Annotated in this window: 11 protein-coding genes; 8 read left to right on the top strand and 3 right to left on the bottom strand. The window is 69.5% G+C overall.

Annotated features, from left to right (window positions below; all coding sequences use genetic code 11):
* Positions 1–160: 160 nt before the first annotated feature.
* The 8 genes from F0U63_RS03955 to F0U63_RS03920 all read left to right on the top strand — a co-directional run bounded on the left by F0U63_RS03955 (position 161) and on the right by F0U63_RS03920 (position 9,698).
* On the top strand, positions 161–835 hold the full coding sequence (locus tag F0U63_RS03955; protein ID WP_395843842.1) for a response regulator transcription factor: 675 nt from the start codon (positions 161–163) through the stop codon (positions 833–835).
* Positions 832–2,313 (top strand): sensor histidine kinase, encoded by a 1,482-nt coding sequence (locus F0U63_RS03950; protein WP_395843840.1) that lies wholly within the window; start codon positions 832–834, stop codon positions 2,311–2,313. The genes F0U63_RS03955 and F0U63_RS03950 overlap by 4 nt, the downstream gene beginning before the upstream one ends.
* A 64-nt stretch (positions 2,314–2,377) precedes the next feature.
* Positions 2,378–3,283, top strand: coding sequence for an SMP-30/gluconolactonase/LRE family protein (locus F0U63_RS03945; protein ID WP_395843838.1), 906 nt, complete (start codon positions 2,378–2,380; stop codon positions 3,281–3,283).
* A gap of 377 nt (positions 3,284–3,660) precedes the next feature.
* On the top strand, positions 3,661–5,166 hold the full coding sequence (locus F0U63_RS03940) for a hypothetical protein (RefSeq protein ID WP_395843836.1): 1,506 nt from the start codon (positions 3,661–3,663) through the stop codon (positions 5,164–5,166).
* Positions 5,126–5,551, top strand: a complete 426-nt coding sequence (locus tag F0U63_RS03935; protein ID WP_395840196.1) for a DUF5372 family protein — start codon at positions 5,126–5,128, stop codon at positions 5,549–5,551. The genes F0U63_RS03940 and F0U63_RS03935 overlap by 41 nt, the downstream gene beginning before the upstream one ends.
* On the top strand, positions 5,548–7,917 hold the full coding sequence (locus tag F0U63_RS03930; protein ID WP_395833432.1) for a recombinase family protein: 2,370 nt from the start codon (positions 5,548–5,550) through the stop codon (positions 7,915–7,917). The genes F0U63_RS03935 and F0U63_RS03930 overlap by 4 nt, the downstream gene beginning before the upstream one ends.
* A 48-nt stretch (positions 7,918–7,965) precedes the next feature.
* The gene (locus F0U63_RS03925) at positions 7,966–8,322 is read left to right on the top strand and encodes a hypothetical protein (protein ID WP_395843834.1); all 357 of its coding nucleotides are present in this window, start codon (positions 7,966–7,968) and stop codon (positions 8,320–8,322) included.
* 326 nt (positions 8,323–8,648) lie between these two features.
* Positions 8,649–9,698, top strand: coding sequence for a hypothetical protein (locus F0U63_RS03920; RefSeq protein WP_395843832.1), 1,050 nt, complete (start codon positions 8,649–8,651; stop codon positions 9,696–9,698).
* Positions 9,699–9,829: 131 nt separating this feature from the next.
* Here the strand turns inward: F0U63_RS03920 and F0U63_RS03915 are convergent, their stop codons facing one another.
* The 3 genes from F0U63_RS03915 to F0U63_RS03905 all read right to left on the bottom strand — a co-directional run bounded on the left by F0U63_RS03915 (position 9,830) and on the right by F0U63_RS03905 (position 16,682).
* Complete coding sequence (locus tag F0U63_RS03915) at positions 9,830–10,459, bottom strand: hypothetical protein (protein ID WP_395843830.1); 630 nt, start codon at positions 10,457–10,459, stop codon at positions 9,830–9,832.
* A 148-nt stretch (positions 10,460–10,607) separates the two neighbouring features.
* Positions 10,608–12,800: a DUF4132 domain-containing protein gene (locus tag F0U63_RS03910; protein WP_395843828.1), complete on the bottom strand. Its 2,193-nt coding sequence runs from the start codon at positions 12,798–12,800 to the stop codon at positions 10,608–10,610.
* 93 nt (positions 12,801–12,893) lie between these two features.
* A complete protein-coding gene (locus F0U63_RS03905) occupies positions 12,894–16,682 on the bottom strand; it encodes an SUMF1/EgtB/PvdO family nonheme iron enzyme (protein ID WP_395843826.1) in 3,789 nt (1,262 codons plus the stop codon).
* Positions 16,683–16,705: the final 23 nt, after the last annotated feature.

The raw sequence follows: 16,705 nt of genomic DNA, 5'->3' as shown, positions 1-16,705 counted from the left end.
TCGCGGACAAGCGGCCATGTCCGCCCCCGGGTCCACCGGGCGCGCGTCGCCGCATCCCCGAGCCGTCCGCCCGGTAAGCACCTGCTGGCCCCGCCGGACCCCGGCCGCAAGCCGCCGCCTTAAGATTCTCTTACGACTCGTCCGCTAGGAGACAGGACCCATGGGAGAACGACTCCTGCTCATCGAGGATGATCCCCAACTGGGCACGCAGATCTCCGGCTGTCTGGAGCGCGCCGGCTTCGAGCCCACCTGGTGGACCGTGGGCCGCCCCCTGCCACCTGGCGAGGCGTCCACGTATCGCCTCGTCATCCTGGACCTCATGCTGCCGGGCACCTACGGCCTGGACATCCTCCGGGAGCTGCGCGAGGGCGCCTCGGACGTGCCAGTGCTCATCCTCAGCGCGCGCAACGACACCGCGGACAAGGTGCGCGCCCTGAAGCTCGGCGCCGATGACTACATGACCAAGCCCTTCTGGCCCGAGGAGCTCGTGGAGCGCGTGCGCGCCCGGCTGCGCCGGCCCATGCTCCAACGCCAGAGCCTCGTGGAGGCCGGCTCGCTCCAGGTGGATCTCGACTCGCGCGAGGTCCGCGTGCTCGGCAAACCCGTGGAGCTCACCCGCGTGGAGTTCGATCTGCTCGCCGCGCTGGCCCGGCGGCGCGGCGCCTCGGTGACGCGGCAGTGGCTCGCCGAGCACGTGTTGGACCCCGAGCGCGAGGGCACCGAGCGCACCCTGGACGTGCACGTGTCCCGGCTGCGGCGCAAGCTCGGCCCCGGCAAGCACATCGAGACGGTGTGGGGCATCGGCTACCGGCTCGGCGAGGGAGACGACACGTGAAGCTGCGCATGCGGCTGGCCCTCACCACCGTGGCGGTGGCCATCCCCGTCGCGCTCTGCATGGGGTGGATCCACCTGGTCCTCGAGACGCGCGCCGTGGAGACCGCCCTGTCCGAGTACGCCCTCGCGCACATGACCGGCGAGGGACGCGAGCAGTGCGAGGCCACCCCGGACACCTGGAGCGTCGAGGGCTCGCGCGCCCCGCGTCCTCCCCCACCCGAGCGCCCCAAGGGCCCTCCTCCCGAGAGAGGCTGGGGGCCCCCACCCCGGCTCCGCGGGCCCCGGGGCAACACGCGGCTGTTCGCGTACGACCCGAACCTCACGGCCCGCAACGCCCAGGCCCCCCCGTTGGAGCCCTCGCTCGCGCGCGCCATGCGGCAGGGTGAGGACGTGGCCGGCCAGGCCCTCGGCTGGGGAGGACCCAATGACGCCCGGGACGTGCTCGTGCGCATGCCCTGGAACAGCGGACCGTGCGCCTTCGTGCTCGTGCGGATGTCGGAGCGCCCCGGACCGGGGCCTTCCTGGTACTCGCCCATTCCGCCGGAGTTCTGGCTGCTGCCCACGGTGATGTCGCTCGTGGGCGTGCTCTTCGCGCTGGGTCCGGTGGTGCGCCGCCTGCGCCAGCTCACCGGCGAGGTGAAGGTCTTCGTGCGCAGCACCTACCAGGGCCCCATCACCGTGCACGGAGACGATGAAATCTCCGAGCTGGCGCTCGCCTTCGACGAGGCGGGCCGCGCCATCCACGCGCAGATCGATCTGAAGGAGAAGCGCGAGCAGACACTGCGCTCCTTCCTGCAGAACACCACCCACGACGTGATGATCCCCCTCACGGTGCTCCAGGGGCACCTGGCGGAGATGCAGCAGCGCGCGGCGCGAGGCGAGCCGGTGGAGCGCGAGGTCATCGCGGCGGCCAGCCAGGAGGCGCACTACATGGCGGCGCTCCTGCACAACCTGGGGGCCGCGGCCCGGCTGGAAGCGGGCGAGCCCGGGATGCAACGCGCGCCGGTGGACCTCAACGCCCTGGTGGGCCGGTGCATCGGCCGCCACCGCCCCATCGCGCGCCAGCAGGGAGTGCAGTTGGAGCACGCCGTGCCCGAGCCGCCCGTGCTCGTCCTCGGGGATGACACCCTCATCGAGCAGGCGGTGAGCAACGTCATCTACAACGCCGTGCGCTACAACGCGCGAGGGGGCCACGTGGCGGTGGTGCTCGAGCGCGAGCCCGGCGCCACCTTCCGCCTGCGCGTGTTGGACGACGGGCCCGGCATCCCCGAGCACGAGCTGCCCCACATCCTCGAGCGCCACGTGCGCGGCGACGCGGCACGCACCCGCGGGCCGGGAGGACACGGGCTGGGGCTCGCCATCGCCTCGCGGGTGACGGTGCTGCACGGCTGGAGCCTGAAGCTGGGCCGCTCCGAGTACGGGGGACTCCAGGTGGACTTCCTCGGCGAGGAGTCGGCCCCCGGACAGAAGGACGCGTGAGCGGCGGCTCGCCGGAGCGGGCCGATATAACCGGGCGCTCAACCCCCCTTTAGGGAGGCGCGGGATGAGTGGAGCGAGTCAGGTGCGGTGCGTGCTTCGGGCCCGGGCCCTCAATGGCGAGAGCCCCGTCTGGGATGAGCGCTCGGGCCGCCTGTTCTGGGTGTGTCTGCGCGAGCCCGCGCTGCATGCCTTCGATCCAAGGACGGGCGAGGACACCGCCTGGAAGATGCCCGCGTGGATCGGCTGCTTCGGCCTGACGCCCACCGGGGCCGTGGTGGCGCTGCGCACCGGCCTGTTCGAGTTCACCCTGGGCGACGGCTCGCTGCGCTTCCTCGCGCCCGCGCCGTTCGATTCGCGCCGCTTCGTCTTCAACGATGGCGGGGTGGATCGGCAGGGCCGCTTGTGGGCCGGGCCCATGTACGAGCCGCTCGAGCCCGGAGACGCGAGCGACGCGCCGCGCGCCCTTCCCTTCTGGCGCTACGACGGCGCGGGGAAGTGGCACCCGGGCACGGCGCCCGTGCAGACGGCGAACTCGATGACGTGGAGCCCGGACGGGCGGACCATGTACCACGGCGACACGTCACAGAAGACGATCTGGGCCTCGGACTACGACACGGAGACGGGCACGCCGTCGAACTTCCGCGTCTTCGCGCGCATTACCGAGGGCACGGGTCCGGATGGCGCCACGGTGGACAGTGAGGGCTTCGTGTGGTGCGCCATCCACGGGGCCGGGAAGGTGGTGCGATTCGATCCCTCGGGCCGCGTGGAGCGAGAGGTGCGCATGCCGGTGCAGTACCCCACCATGCCCGCCTTCGGAGGCGAGGGACTGCGCACGGTCTTCGTCACCTCGGCCAATCACACGATGAGCGAGGAGGAGAAGCGCCAGCGGCCCGAGGAGGGAAACCTGTTCGCCTTCGAGGCCCCCGTGCCGGGCGTGCCCCGCGCCGACTTCCGCCCGCTCGGGACGTGAGGGTCACGGTGTTCATGCGCCTTGAAGGAAACGCGGCTCGACGACCCGCCTGCTCACACCTCCTGGTCCTGGTGGCGCTGGTGCTGTGGAGCGGGTGCTCCGCCAGACGCGCGAGCACCTCGTCACGCGTCCCCTCCGGCCAGCAACAGTCGGCCACTTCCTTGGAGATGGTGGGACGCACGGGTGGGTTTCTCCTCGACGATGGGCCACTGTCCTTCTGGCTCCGACCAGGAGACGGAACACCGCCCCGAGGATGGCTTGACTCATCCTCTCACTGCCCTGACAAGCTCTTTGCTCCCGACCCCGAGAAGCCCCTCTCCCGGCTTCTCGCGTGCACCTCGCCCGCCGCCTTCGTCGAGTTGCAGCGCGGTGTGGACATGACCCGGCTGGTGGAGAGGCTGGACGACTGGAACGCCGTCCGGCTTGGCTCGCTAGGACCCGTGCTTCCGGAGGCCGCCCAGGCCCTCAACCGCAAGCGAGCTTCATTCCTCGTCACCGCCACCCAGCAGTACGGCGTCGTGCTCGCCGAGGTGTTTGCGCTCTTCATCATCCACTCCGCGTTCGACAAGGACCTGGAGCAAGTGCTCCGCCAGCTCGCCCGCGACAAGCAATTAGGGCAGACGCTGGGGCAAATGGCCGTTGCTCGCGAGCACTTACGCCGACGAGGCCTCAACCTCACGGACTATCCGGAGCGGCCTGAACGTCCCATGAGGGATGGCGGCCGGGGTGCTCGCCAGGGATTGAGCGATCTCCTGTCATCCGCCCCAGTCCATGAAATGGGCGTGACCACCGAATACATCGCGCAGAAAGGGCAATTGCCTCCGCCCTACCGGCAGGCCCTCGACGAGGTGGAGAACTCACTGGCGAAGCAGACCCTCGAGCCGGGCAACGTGGCTCTGGGAGTGTTGGACGAGATGACGTTCGGTGTGCCGCTGGGCTTCTACCATCTGGCGGCTGGAATCAGCCACGGCGCGTACACCCTGTCGCAGGGACAGTACGAGCAGGCCACCCGCGAGCTGACGCCAGCGGCACTCATGGTGGCTTTGTACGCGAGCGGCAAGGGCGTCCGCTACCTCTCCGAGGTCCGGGGTGCCCCGGGCGATGCCATGCGAACACGCCAGGGGCTGGAACTGCGCCTGGAGGAGTTGAAGGCAACAGCGGAGCGCCTCCGGGAGCAACTGGGAAGCGGAGGCTTTCAGGAACTGGCTCGCTACATCCGGGCAGACCCGGAAGCGGCCCTCCTCGTTACCGAGGGAGGAGAAGCCGGTGCAACGGCCCTTTACGAGGCTCGCGGCAACGTGCCGAAGACGCAGGCCTGGTTGTCCCAAGCCAGGTCCGACCGCCCTGGCCCGCTCCGGACACAGGGCGGGGGAGGAAAGGGTCCGAGCGGCGTGCTCTCCCTCACGGACGAGGTAGCGGGCCTCCCCAAGGAAGTGCTGGACGCCAAGCGCCTGGAAGTGGAGTTCGACATCCCAGGCCCACGCCTGTCCGGGGACGTCGAAGTGCTGGAGAAGCAACTAGCGGCCCTGGAGAAGACTCCGCCGACCGGGGCCATGGACCACCCGCTCTGGAGCGAGTACCTCGACTACGGCAAGGGGCGAATCGCGGACCTCAAGCAAGGGACGAAGGTGAAACATGGAAGAAACCTCGAGCCGCCCCTTAAGTGGGAAAGCTACCAGACGATGCGTGGGCTGGTGTCCCGAGGACTGGCCTTCGAGCGCGACATGGCGAAACTGCTGCGCGAGGATGCGGCTCTCCCTCGTGCGCAGCGACGCTTCCTCCAGGACTTCAACAAGCCCCCATCGACGCACCCCCTCATTGTCGCAATGGTCGCGAAATTCGGTGGTCATCACCCATCCACTCCATCCGTTCGCAGGCCGTAGGCTTCCTCTGCTACAGCACATCCGGCACCTCGGACGCCCTTGTGTCGTGCTGCTCTTTCCTGATGGCCGACCCGCCAAGCTCCCCGAGGACTGGACGGACTTGAGGCCCTGGCCCACTCCGGTCGAGTTCCGAGGGAAATGTCCGAAGCTACACCCTGAATCGCTCCGCGAGCTGAGTGCCCTTCTTGACGACTTGAAGCATAGGTCGCAGCCTTATGACCAGAAAAGTAGTACGTCGAACGAGAAGCCCCCACGGTCGGCCACCGCCGGGCACGCTCTACGCCGCACTGACTGCGGCGGCCCGGCACGAGCTGCTGGGCGTGCTGGCCGACGTGCTGCTCAAGGCCACCACCGAAGCTCCCTCAAGACACGAGACAAGCGATGACCACCAAGATTCGGCCCGAGCACCTGGCCAGACCCGCTCTGGTGTACATCCGCCAGTCCACCCTGTTGCAGGTCCATGAGCATCGCGAGTCGACCGAACGCCAGTACGCCCTGGTGGAGCTGGCCAAGACGCTCGGCTGGGACGCCGCCCAGGTCGAGGTCATTGATGAGGACCTCGGCCAGAGCGGCGCCAGTGCAACCCAGCGCAAGGGCTTCCAGCGGCTGACGGCCGAGGTCAGCCTCGGCAAGGTGGGCGCCGTCTTGTCGCTGGAGGTGTCACGCCTGGCGCGCTCCTCGGCGGATTGGCATCGGCTGCTGGACCTGTGCGCGCTCTCCGACACGCTCATCATCGATGACGATGGTGTCTACGACGCCAACGATTTCAACGACAGGCTGGTGCTGGGCATGAAGGGCACCATGAGTGACGCCGAGCGCCACTCCATGCACCTGCGCCTGCGAGGCGGCATCCTGCACAAGGCCAAGAAGGGAGAGCTCGTCTTCCCCCCTCCCACCGGCTACGTCTTCGACAACGGCGCGCTCGTCATCGACCCCGACGAGCAGGTGCAGAAGGCCATCCGCCTTCTCTTCGAGCGCTTCCGCCTGGAAGGCAGTGTCAGCGGCACCGTGCGTTACTTCGCCCGCAACAAGCTGCTCTTCCCCTCGCGGCATGCCCACCGGGGCGCTCCCGCCGAAATCCGTTGGCATGCGCTGGACGTCCCGCATGCCCTCTCCATCCTGCGCAATCCGGTGTACGCCGGTGCCTACGTCTGGGGACGCACCCATGAGCGGCGTGTCCTCGTCAAAGGCGAGGTGCGTCGCAAGCAGGAGAAACTCGAGGCCCGTGAGCAGTGGCATGCATTCTTCCGCGATGCACACCCCGGGTACATCACCTGGGAACAACATCTGGAGAACTTGAAACGGATAGAAGAAAATGCGGTCAGGAGCGGGTATGTCCATGGACGCGGCGCTCCTCGCAATGGACAGGCGCTCCTCCAGGGGCTGGTGCTGTGTGGCAAGTGTGGCCGACGGATGAGCCCTGTCTACCCCGTCGCCCACTCCCCCAGTTATCAGTGCAGCCGGCACAACTACGGTGAGGGAAACTGCTGGTCCACCGTCGCGCGCCGCGTTGATGACAAGGTGGTGGAGACCATGCTCGCGGCATTCGCGCCGCCCGAGCTGGACCTCTCATTGGCGGTCCTCAAGGAAGTCGAACGGCAGGCCGCGGATGTGGACCGCCAGTGGAAGTTGCGCCTGGAGCGGGCGCGCTACGAGGCTCAGCACGCCGAGCGCCAGTACAACGCTGTGGAACCGGAGAATCGAGTAGTGGCCCGCACGCTGGAGACACGCTGGAATCAGAAGCTCCAGGAACTCGCTCAGGTGGAGCACGAATACGAGCAGGCCAGGAGTACGCGCAAGCTGGAACTGTCGGAAGAGGACAAGAAGAAGATACTGGCGCTCGCTCGTGATCTGCCTGGCCTGTGGAACGCGCCGACCACGACCAACTCGGACAAGAAACGGATACTGCGGCTGCTCGTCCAGGAAGTAGTGCTCTTGCCGGTGGAAGTGCCAAAGCGCGCCATCCGCATCCGAATCCTCTGGAAGACGGGGGCCATCACGGAGTTGCTGGTACCTCGGCCGACCATGCATGAGGCCAGAAGGACGCCGCCACAGGTCATCGCCGAAATCCGGCGCCTGGCCCAGCAGCACTACTCCGATACGCAGATAGCCGAGGACCTCAACCGGCGTGGCTTCAAGAGCGGCCTGCGCCGCGCCTTCAACACGCGGCTCGTGGCGGTCCTTCGTACGCGACGCAACATTGCTGCTGGGCGACGCCCGGGAGGATGCAACACGCAAATGCCCGAGCGCGACGAGCAGGGGCTCTATTCCACCAGAGGACTGGTCGTGCATTTCGGGGTGACGGTCGCGATGATCCACCACTGGGTCAGACGCGGCCTGCTCATCCCCGTGCACAGCCGCACGCCCATGCCCAAACGTGGGACGGAGCCCTTCTGGTTCGAGATGACGCCCCAACTGGAGGCGCTGCTGGCCAAGGCGCGCGCCCAGGGCTACGAGCCGGGCAAGCCACCGCCCGGCCTACACGTCAGTGGCCGCCCGCGCCCGCCGAGCCGTCTGCCAGATGGCCGCTACTCCACTAGCGGCCTCGTCGAGAAGTACGGAGTAACTTGGAACACCGTGCGGTACTGGATAAGGAAGGGCATCCTCACGCCCGAGCGCACTCTGCCGGGGGGCAGTTTCTGCTTCCGGCTGACACCCGCGGTCGAGCAGCGCATCCAGGCAGCCCTCACTCGAGGAAGGCGGTCACGTGGGTCCAAGCAAAACCACCGTCGTCACATCGATTCCCACTAACACAGGTGTTCTGATGCCAGTTCCAACAAGCCTCGTGTCGAGACGTATGTGGGAGTCCGCAAACTGGAGGCGGATCTGCGTTTCGCGGACGTTCTCGTCATCGAGCAGAAGCCGATTCCCGGACAATCTCCTCGAGTGGAGACGTTCAGTGTCAAGAGTCGCGACTTCTCGAGGATGGGATACCAGTCACTGGAAGCGCAATTGAAGGCAGATTCGAGGGAAGCCCTGCGGAAATATGGCGAGACACTCGACATCCGTCGGCCCGGTCTCGAACTCCGCGTCAAGGTCCAGCGGGTCCGCCTCATCTACGAAGGTGGCAAGCTCAAGCCCCTTGATTCAGACATGAAGAGAGCTGTGCGCACAACGGAACAGAAGATTCCGGGAGTGGAGGTGTTGTTCCAATGAAGGTGTTGAGTGTGCATGACCTGGAGCCAGAGGACAGCCTCTTGCTCACCTTCAACGGCGTCCTGGATCCACGGGCGGCATTGACGAGCGAACTGGAGCCATTCCGTGAAGCGCTGGAGAAGTACGCCGACGGATGGATGCCGGACGTCGTCAATGGCAAGCGACGACGCAAATACTCCCGCGATTCCCTCTGGAAGGCACTGGAGGAGGGGCACGATGAAGGGAGCACTGATCTAGGGCTTTACCGAACGCAGTGGCCCGCCCTGGACAGTCGACTCGGGGTCCGGCTCGCACCGCGGCCTCCTGAACTGGATCTCTTCCTTCGTGTGAAGCCACTCTCCTTCTTCGCGGAGGAAGAGCGCTGCCGCCAATTCATCGAGATGGTGCGCGCCTGGGCCCTTCGTTACCCGGTCTCCCATGCAGCGGCCCACAGTACGGCCGATAGGGAGCTGGCGGGCGATCCCGACTTCGGCCGGAAGAAGGAGGTCTGGCACAGAGACGGGTTCGACAAAGTCTACGAAGTGTCCTGGCTCAACGTCTTCGGCCCCAAACTGGTGGAGACCGTCGGCCGCGAGCACATGTTGTCCACACCCGCGCACCGGATAGAGGAACTCCCCAATGGCTCCGTCCTCCTGGTGACATGGCCCACGGCCACGGACTTCGCCAGCGACAAGGCACGCATCGCCCAAGCCCGGGCGCATGCCCACCTCCGACCGGACCTCGACTTCGACACCGTTCTGCGCGGCCTGCGCGAACGCAGCGCCACCCTCGCGCCTGTCGAGCCTCGCTTCCACCCAGACGTGGCCCCGCTCCTCGCTCGCGTGGTGGACCGCATCCCCATTCACGAGCGCCAGCGCAAGATTGCCGAGTTCAACGAGTGGCGGCCGCCCGAGCCGAAGGAGTGGCTACCCGCTGACGCCGCCCTCCCCTCGGATGTAGAGAATCCGGAGTGCGCTCGCGAGCAGTACAGCCTCCACGGGGAGCACCTCGTGGCGATGTTGCACACGGAGGTGCCCTCCATCTCCGACAAGACGTCCGAGTCGCTCACGGATACCGACTTCTACTTCTGGCGCGAGGACTTCCCCAAGACACGTCCACGAGAAGTGCTCGACGAGTACGTGGTACCGGCCGTGGGCGCTCATCTGGGCCAGGTGCTGGTGCATCACCTGGGCGGGCAGTGGATACCTCGCAAGAAGCTCATGGAGGCACAGGTGCTCGTCGGCAACCGCGTCTGGCTCCCCTTTGTCCGGGCCCACCACTACCTGCGCTCTTGCGAGTCACTGCTGGACTACTCCCTCACGCAGTTCTTCCGCGAGGCCGAGCACCACCGGGCCACCGGAGGGGAAGGAAAGCGCGGGGGACCAGGGCCCACCTGAGAAGGGCAAGACCTCGCCGCGGCCCGTGGAGGCGAAGGTTGACGTCGAGTTCAAGGCGTGAGGTGACGAGCACCGCGACGATGCAGGCCGTCGTGGCGTCCAATCGAGAAACCAGTGTAGTGGCTCCGCTCCTACTCCTCTTCCTCCGCGTCCAGAAGGCAGCGCTTCTCCATGTCACGGCATTGCGGCTCGCCGAGGAGACTGTTCGGCGCGATGTTCAGCCCCTCGATCCACGCGATGAAGCGGTCGACGACTTCTGGGTCGTGAATCCGCAAGTGCCCCTGTCCAGCCCTGATGATCTTGTGGAGGTCCTCCGGCAACTCGATCGGCTTGTCTCCGAAGTAAAAGAAGTGCGTCGAGAGGAGCGCATACTTGCCGCCCAGGTCGCGCTCGCGGTTGCGCTCATCGTGGACGCTCTTGCGTATGACGTACGGGTAAACGGTGAAGTCGTAGATGGAATCACCGAGTCGGCGGCGATGGTCAGCGTTGCCCCAGTCCGGGATCTTCTCGGGGAGTTTCTGCCGCGTCCACGCATTGTACGCCTGCATCGTGAGCTTCTCGGTCACACACATCGCGTAGACGACCTTGGTGGCGACGTCGCCGATCGGCGATCGGCGTGAACCAGTGCCCACGATCCAGTCGCCAACCTGCGCGACTCGACGAATGGCAGGCTTACAAATGACGAGCGTGCACACGCCCCAGAATGGGTTCGGCGCCGCGCCATCGTCGATCGGGATGCAGTAGCTGAAGAGATAGGCCACCCTGCTGCTCTCCGCGCTGGATGGCAGATGCTACACGCAAGTCGGGCTCCCCCAAGAGAAGGAGGAGGTGTTACCGAGCACGATCGATGAGGAAGAAGTGGGCCAAGGCCAGCGGGAAGAATGTGGAGGGACGACACGCCCCGGGGGATCAGGGCGTGTCCGCCTGGAGCGCCAGCGAGCGCATCACGTCGAGCAGACACGCGCACAGCACCGGCGGCAGCTCCCCGAGCGTGGGCTGGCCCTCCTGTGCGAGGCCGTGGCGCTGCCGGTACCGCGGCTCGAGCGTGTACTCGAGCTGCCCCAACTCCACCCGCTCTTCCAGCTCGAACCGCCGCTGGATGGGGGAGTGGAGCACGCGGAAGGCCACCCCGTGGTTCGGCAGGGCGCGCGCGTGCTCGTGGAGCATGCCGCTCTCCCCCACCGGGGCCCTGCACCCGAGCCGCTCCAGGGTGTTCCTCAGCCGGCTGGCCCACAGGGACACGCCCTGGAAGCGGGTAATGGTCGTGGCCCCGCGCTCCGCGTCGGTGGGCAGGAGGGCCTCTCGCTGGAGCTGGCGGAAGGGCTGCACGAGCCGGTAGTCCGCCAGGTGATCCCCCCACAGCACGTGCGTGCGCGCATCCTCCAGCACCGGGTGCCAGAGGCCAACGCGCTCGGAGGGGTGCAGGCGCACCTCCGCGTTCTGCACGTCCACCAGCGTCCCGTCCTCCGCGACGCGGAACGAGCCCACCACCTCGCCCGTGGGCGTGAGCCGGGACCAGAGCACGGGCTGGATGCCGAGCCGCAGCACCGGGTGGCGCAGGAAGAGCCGCTGCCAGCGCTCCCATGGGTAGTCGTCCTGGACGAAGAGCACCTCCTCGAGCCGCGCGAGCTGCGCCTTCAGCACCGGCTGGAGGTTCTTGCGGAGCACGTCGAAGCGCTGCTTGCCCTCCGCGTGCTTCACCGGGTCCTCGTCCTTGCGGAGGGCCGGGAAGGACCGCGTCACCCTGCCGCCCTCGTGGTGCACCTCCAGCGAGAGGTCCGCCCGCACCTTCACCCGAAGCCTGCGCGGGCCCAGGTCCACCACCAGGCCCTCCAGCGTGAGGCCCAGGTCCGGCACCAGCTCCTCGCGCAGCTGCTCGGGTGTCAGGCCACGCGCGGCCGCGGCCTCGGCGAGTCCCTCGCGTGCGTTCTGCACGAGCGACTCGGTGTACCGCCCGCCCGCGGAGGCGATGCGCTCCAGCTGCGAGAGGGCGAAGACGGTGCCCATCCTGCCGAGGGCACGGATGGCGGTGTTGGCCTTGGACTTCTGGTGGCGGCGCCACACGTCAATCTCGCGGCAGATGGTCGTCACCGCCTCGTCCCCGCCGTACTCCGCGATCAGCGAGAGCATCCAGGCGGCGCCCGTCTTGCCCTTCACCGAAAGCCAGCTCTCCAGCGCGTGCCGCCCGAGCGATGGGAGTGCCTGAGGAGGGAAGTGTCGCTCGAGCAGGTGCCGGAACGGGCGGGGCAGCCGCGCCTCCCCCAGCTCCTTCGCCTGCGTGAGCAGCCACCGCACCGGTAGCTCCCCGAGCGGCGCGAGCGCGGTGACGAGTGGGAGCCCGCGCAGGTCCTTCGGCACCACGTCCGCGCCCTCGACCCGGGCGAGCTCCGCCCAGCCCTCGAGCGGGAGCGTGCGCTCCCGGTCCAGAAGAGAGACGTCCTCGCCGAACGCCTCCAGCCGGTCCAGGAGGAGGCCCCGATCCAAGGCCGTCAGCTCCGGCCGCGTGCAGAGCTGCCGGAGCACCTCCATGGCGCCGTCCACGCGCGAGCGGCAGAGCGCCTGGAGAACCGCGCGGCGAACGCGGGGGGACGCATCCGTGGCGAGCCCCGCCTCCACCACCTGGCGCGGCGCTGCCCGGGCCAGGAACGTCTGCACGGTGCGGATGGGCTCGAGCGCCTGCGTCGTCGCGAGAAGCGCGCGGACTGCCGGCACCAGGGCCGGCAGGGACTCCGCGGGCAGCGCGGCGAGCGGGGAGCCGTCGCGGACATATGTCGAGGTCGTCTGCGCGAGCAGCTCCGGGTGGTGCGCGAGCGCCTCCAGCGCCAGCGGGCGCAGGCGCTCACGCTCCGCGCCCGCCTCCTCCCGGGACTCCGGCACCCCGGCCGCGCGCGCGGCCAGCGCCGCGTCCTCCACACCCGTCAGGACGGCGTGGACGGCCTCGAGCCGCCTGAGCAGGGTGAGCGCCGCCATGCGCGAAACCGCCGCCTCCCCCTGCAACTGCTCGCCCAACTGCACTGAGGAGAGCCGAGAGAGGTCGGTGCGCTCGGGCTCGGAGGAAGGCGCGCCGGGGATGGGAGCAGGAACAGGCGTGGGGGGACACATGGGGGACCTCCGCTCTTATACCAGCCGGGCGGGGGCCCCTGGACGGCGGCACTCTTCACCAGGCTACGTCAGCCCAGTGGAGAAACCAGCGCATCAACCGCCCGTGGGCACGTCGGCGCACACGCGCAAGCCCACGGTGATGTCGCGCAGGGTGCGCTCGGGCAGCTCGCGGTTGGCCACCCGCGCCGAGCCGGCGGCGAAGTAGTACGCGCCGCCCCTCGCCACCACGCGCCCCGGCTCCACCGCCGAGCGCGTCCACTCGAACGCGTTGCCCGCCAGATCCTCCACGCCAAAGGGACTGCGCGACGCCGGATGCGAGCCCACCTCGTCGGGGCCAAAGCCCCCGGGCTCCTTGCCATACGTCATGTCCACGTTCGCATCGTCCGGCGCGAGCGCGTCCCCGTGGGGGAACTCGCGTCCGTCCTCGCCCCGCGCCGCGCGCTCCCACTCCAGCTCCGTGCACAGCCGCGCCCCCGGCACCCGCCCCGTCCGGCCCAGCCACGCCACGTACGCCTCCGCGTCCTCGAAGGAAATGCCCGTGACGGGAAAGCGCAGCCAGTCCTGAGACCCCCGCCGCTCCCGCTTCGCGTAGAGCAGCCGTTGTCCGGCGCGCACCCGGTAGGGCACTCCCCCCGGCTGGAAGTCCAGGTGCCAGGTGCCTCCCACCCACTCCAGCGCGAGCCGCCCATGGTAGGCCGTGCTCGTGCGCGGCAGGCGCCGCGAGCGCTCGTCCGGAGGCAACTCGGCGAGATACTCCATCCACTCCGCGTAGGTCGTCTCGTGCCGCGCGATGAGGAAGTCCTCCGCGTGCCTGGGGTGCAACGGCAGGGCGTTGAAGAAGCCACGCACGCTCGCGTCCGCCGCGCTCCCGAACAGCACCCGCCCCGCCGGCACGTGGACGAATCCCCGGGGCAGGCTCCCCTCGGGTAGCAGCCTCGGCGTCAGGCTCCGGCGCTCTCCCCGCGCCAGCCGCAGCGGGAGGATCACCGGCTCGTGGCCCCGCGCCCGCACCACCAGCTGCCAGTCTCCCGGGGAAAGCTCCCGCTCCACCCACGGCCCCGGCTCCACCGGCACCGGCGCGCCGAGCACCTCACGCCCCTCCACGTCCCGGGACACGGGCCGCAACACCACCACCGCCTCCATCGGCAGCGCGAGTGTCACGCGCGCGGGCGCCGTCCAGTGCCTCCAGCGCTCCCCACGAGCGTCGTACAGCCGCAAGCGCCGCAACAGCGCCGGCAACGCTCCCTCCTCCAACGCCTGCTCGGCATGGAAGGCCCGCTCCAGGAGGAAGTCCGCCAGGGCCTCGTGCACGTCCTCGCGCGATGGATCCAACACGAGCGCGTGCTCCAGCTGGTCCCCCACCTCGTCCAGGCGCTGATGCAACGCGCTCTCCGCCAGGAGCGAGCGCGCCCACGCCGCGTCGCCCCGCTCCCGCTGCCCGGTGCCGTAGAGCGCGAAGGCCTCGCGCCGCGCGCCGGAGAAGACGTCGCGCTCGTGCCGCGCGGCCTCCAGGGCGCTCGCGGCCCCGTCCAGCCAGCCGCGCACCACCGCGTTCCGCTCGGCCGCCTCGCGCAGTTGCAGGCCCGCGTACACGAGCACCAGCGAGAGGACGAATCCCACGGCGAGCGCCCGCCGCAGATGTCGGCTGCGCACCAGCGTGCGGCGCGAGGCCTCCAGGAAGGCACGCTCGCGGCGGGTGAGCTCCGCGGGCTCCAACAGGCGCGCCTCGGCGAGCTGCCACGAGCCCCAGAGCAGGTCGCGCGCGTGGCCCACCTGCTCCCAGTGCGCCGAGTCCGCCTGGAGGCGCGCCTGCACCTCGCGGCGCTCGGCCGCCTCGGCCAACCAGCGCGCGAGCGTGCCCCAGTCGCTGAGCAACACCTCGTGGGCCACCTCGTAGCTCGTGCCCCCGTCCACCTCGCGCGCCACGAGCAGGCGCGCGCGCACCAGCGCCTCGAGCACCGCGCGCTGGCGGGGATCATCCCCCACCAGCTCTCCGTCCGTCTTGCGCGCCCTCGTGCCCTCCGGGGTGATGAGGCGCAAGAGCACGCCGCGCGCCACAGCGCGTTGATCCGGCAGCAGGCGCGCCACGGCCGCGTCCGCGTGCCGGGCCAGCGCTCCGGCCACCCCGCCCAGGCTGTCGAGCGCCGCCTGGGTGATGACGCTTCCCTCGCGTGCCTCCCACAGCTCGGCGAGCGCGAACTGCAACAGCGGCAGTCCGCCCTCCGTGGCCGAGATGGAGGCCACGAGCGCGTCCACCAGCGCCTCGGACTCGAAGCGCACGCCCTTGGCGCGCGCGGGACCCACCACCGCCTCGTGGCTCTCCTCGGGGCCCAGCGCCCTGAGGAGGTAGAGTGCCCCGGGCACCGCCGCGCCCAGGCCCGGCACCGCCGTGAGCCGGGTGAGGAAGTCGCTGCGGCACGTGGCGAGCAGCCGCACCCCGGGCACGCCCCCGGCCAGCTCCCCGAGCGCGCGCCCCACCCGCGCCGCCTCCCCGCCGTCCGAGAGCGTCACCAGTTCCTCCAACTGATCCACGTAGACGGCGAGCCCCTCGTCCGAGCGCAGGCGTACGCGCAGCTGGCGCGCCAGGCCCGTGGGGTCCGCGCGCAGCAGGTTGCCCAGGGCCTCCTCGTCCATTCCCAGCATGGGGGCGAGGGCGGCGGTGAGCGCGGGGAGTGGATGCCGTCCCGGAATCAGCCGCACCCCGCGCCAGCGCCGTCCGTCCTCCAGCGCGCCCTCGCCCAGGCGGGGCAGCACGCCCGCGAGGCACAGCGAGGACTTGCCCACCCCGGAGTCGCCGGTGATGAGCAGGAAGGACTCGGCGCGCAGCCGCTCGAGCACCTCGCGCTGCTCGCGCCGGCGGCCGAAGAAGAGCGCGCGGTGCTCGGCCTCGAAGGGTTGCAGGCCCCGGTAGGGGTTGCCCTCGGGCAACGCGTCCGCCGCCTCGTCGCGCGCGAGCTGCCCCAGCGCGTCCAGCAGCGACACGGCCGAGGCGAAGCGCTCCTCGGGCACGAGCCGCAGGCACCGGTCCACCACGGCGGCGAAGTCCGCGTCCACGCCCGGCACGGCCTCGCGCAGGGGCCGGGCGTCCTGGGTGCACACCGCCAGCGCCAGCTCGCGCGGGGGCACGTGCCGGAAGGGGCCCTGGCCCGCGCACAGCTCGTAGAGCACCAGGCCCAGCGAGTACACGTCGCTGCGCGCGGTGAGCTCCATGCCCGCCCAGGCCTCCGGGGACATGTAATAAGGAGTGCCCACCAGCATGCCCTCGGGCAGGGACGGCAGCGTCACCCCATCGAGCGAGCCCGCCACGGCCTCGGGCGGCAGCTCCAGGGCGGCGAGCGCCGGCTCACGCGGCGGCGGCGTGTCCTCGCGCGGAGCCGGACCCTCGTCCAGCAGCTTGGCCAGCCCGAAGTCCAGCAGCTTTACCTCCCCCGTCTCGGTGAGCAGCGCGTTGGCCGGTTTGATGTCCCGGTGCAGCACGCCCCGCCGGTGCGCGGCCCCCAGCCCCCGGGCCAGCCCCCGCCCGAGCGCCAGCACCTGCTCCCAGGGCAGCGGCTTGGGGAGCCGCTCCAGCGAGGAGCCCCGGACGAACTCGGAGACGAGGTAGGGATGGTTGTCCAACTGTCCCACCCGGTAGAGGGTGACGACGTTGGGGTGCTGGACGCGCGCCGCGGCCCGGGCCTCCACGAGGAAGCGGCTGAGGGCGCCGGGGCCCAGGGCGCGCACGAACTTCACCGCCACGGGCCGCTCGAGCAGCGTGTCCTGGGCGAGGTACACGCGTCCCGTGGCGCCGCGTCCCAACAGGCGCACCAGCCGGTATTCGTCGAACGCCTCGGGTGGACTCCACCCATCGGCGCTCTCGCGCGAGGTTGGAAGGGTGCCCACGGTCTGTCCTGGGGGACGACGAG

The sequence above is a fragment of the Cystobacter fuscus genome, from assembly GCF_044360685.1.
Lineage (GTDB): Bacteria > Myxococcota > Myxococcia > Myxococcales > Myxococcaceae > Cystobacter > Cystobacter fuscus_C.
This window is presented reverse-complemented; position numbering and strand designations above follow the sequence as displayed.

What these genes read in the sequence shown, in the direction of transcription:
- F0U63_RS03955 (WP_395843842.1), top strand. Translation starts at nt 161, where the DNA reads ATGGGAGAACGACTCCTGCTCATCGAGGATGATCCCCAACTGGGCACG.
- F0U63_RS03945 (WP_395843838.1), top strand. Translation starts at nt 2,378, where the DNA reads ATGAGTGGAGCGAGTCAGGTGCGGTGCGTGCTTCGGGCCCGGGCCCTC.
- F0U63_RS03940 (WP_395843836.1), top strand. Translation starts at nt 3,661, where the DNA reads ATGACCCGGCTGGTGGAGAGGCTGGACGACTGGAACGCCGTCCGGCTT.
- F0U63_RS03930 (WP_395833432.1), top strand. Translation starts at nt 5,548, where the DNA reads ATGACCACCAAGATTCGGCCCGAGCACCTGGCCAGACCCGCTCTGGTG.
- F0U63_RS03910 (WP_395843828.1), bottom strand. Translation starts at nt 12,800, where the DNA reads ATGTGTCCCCCCACGCCTGTTCCTGCTCCCATCCCCGGCGCGCCTTCC.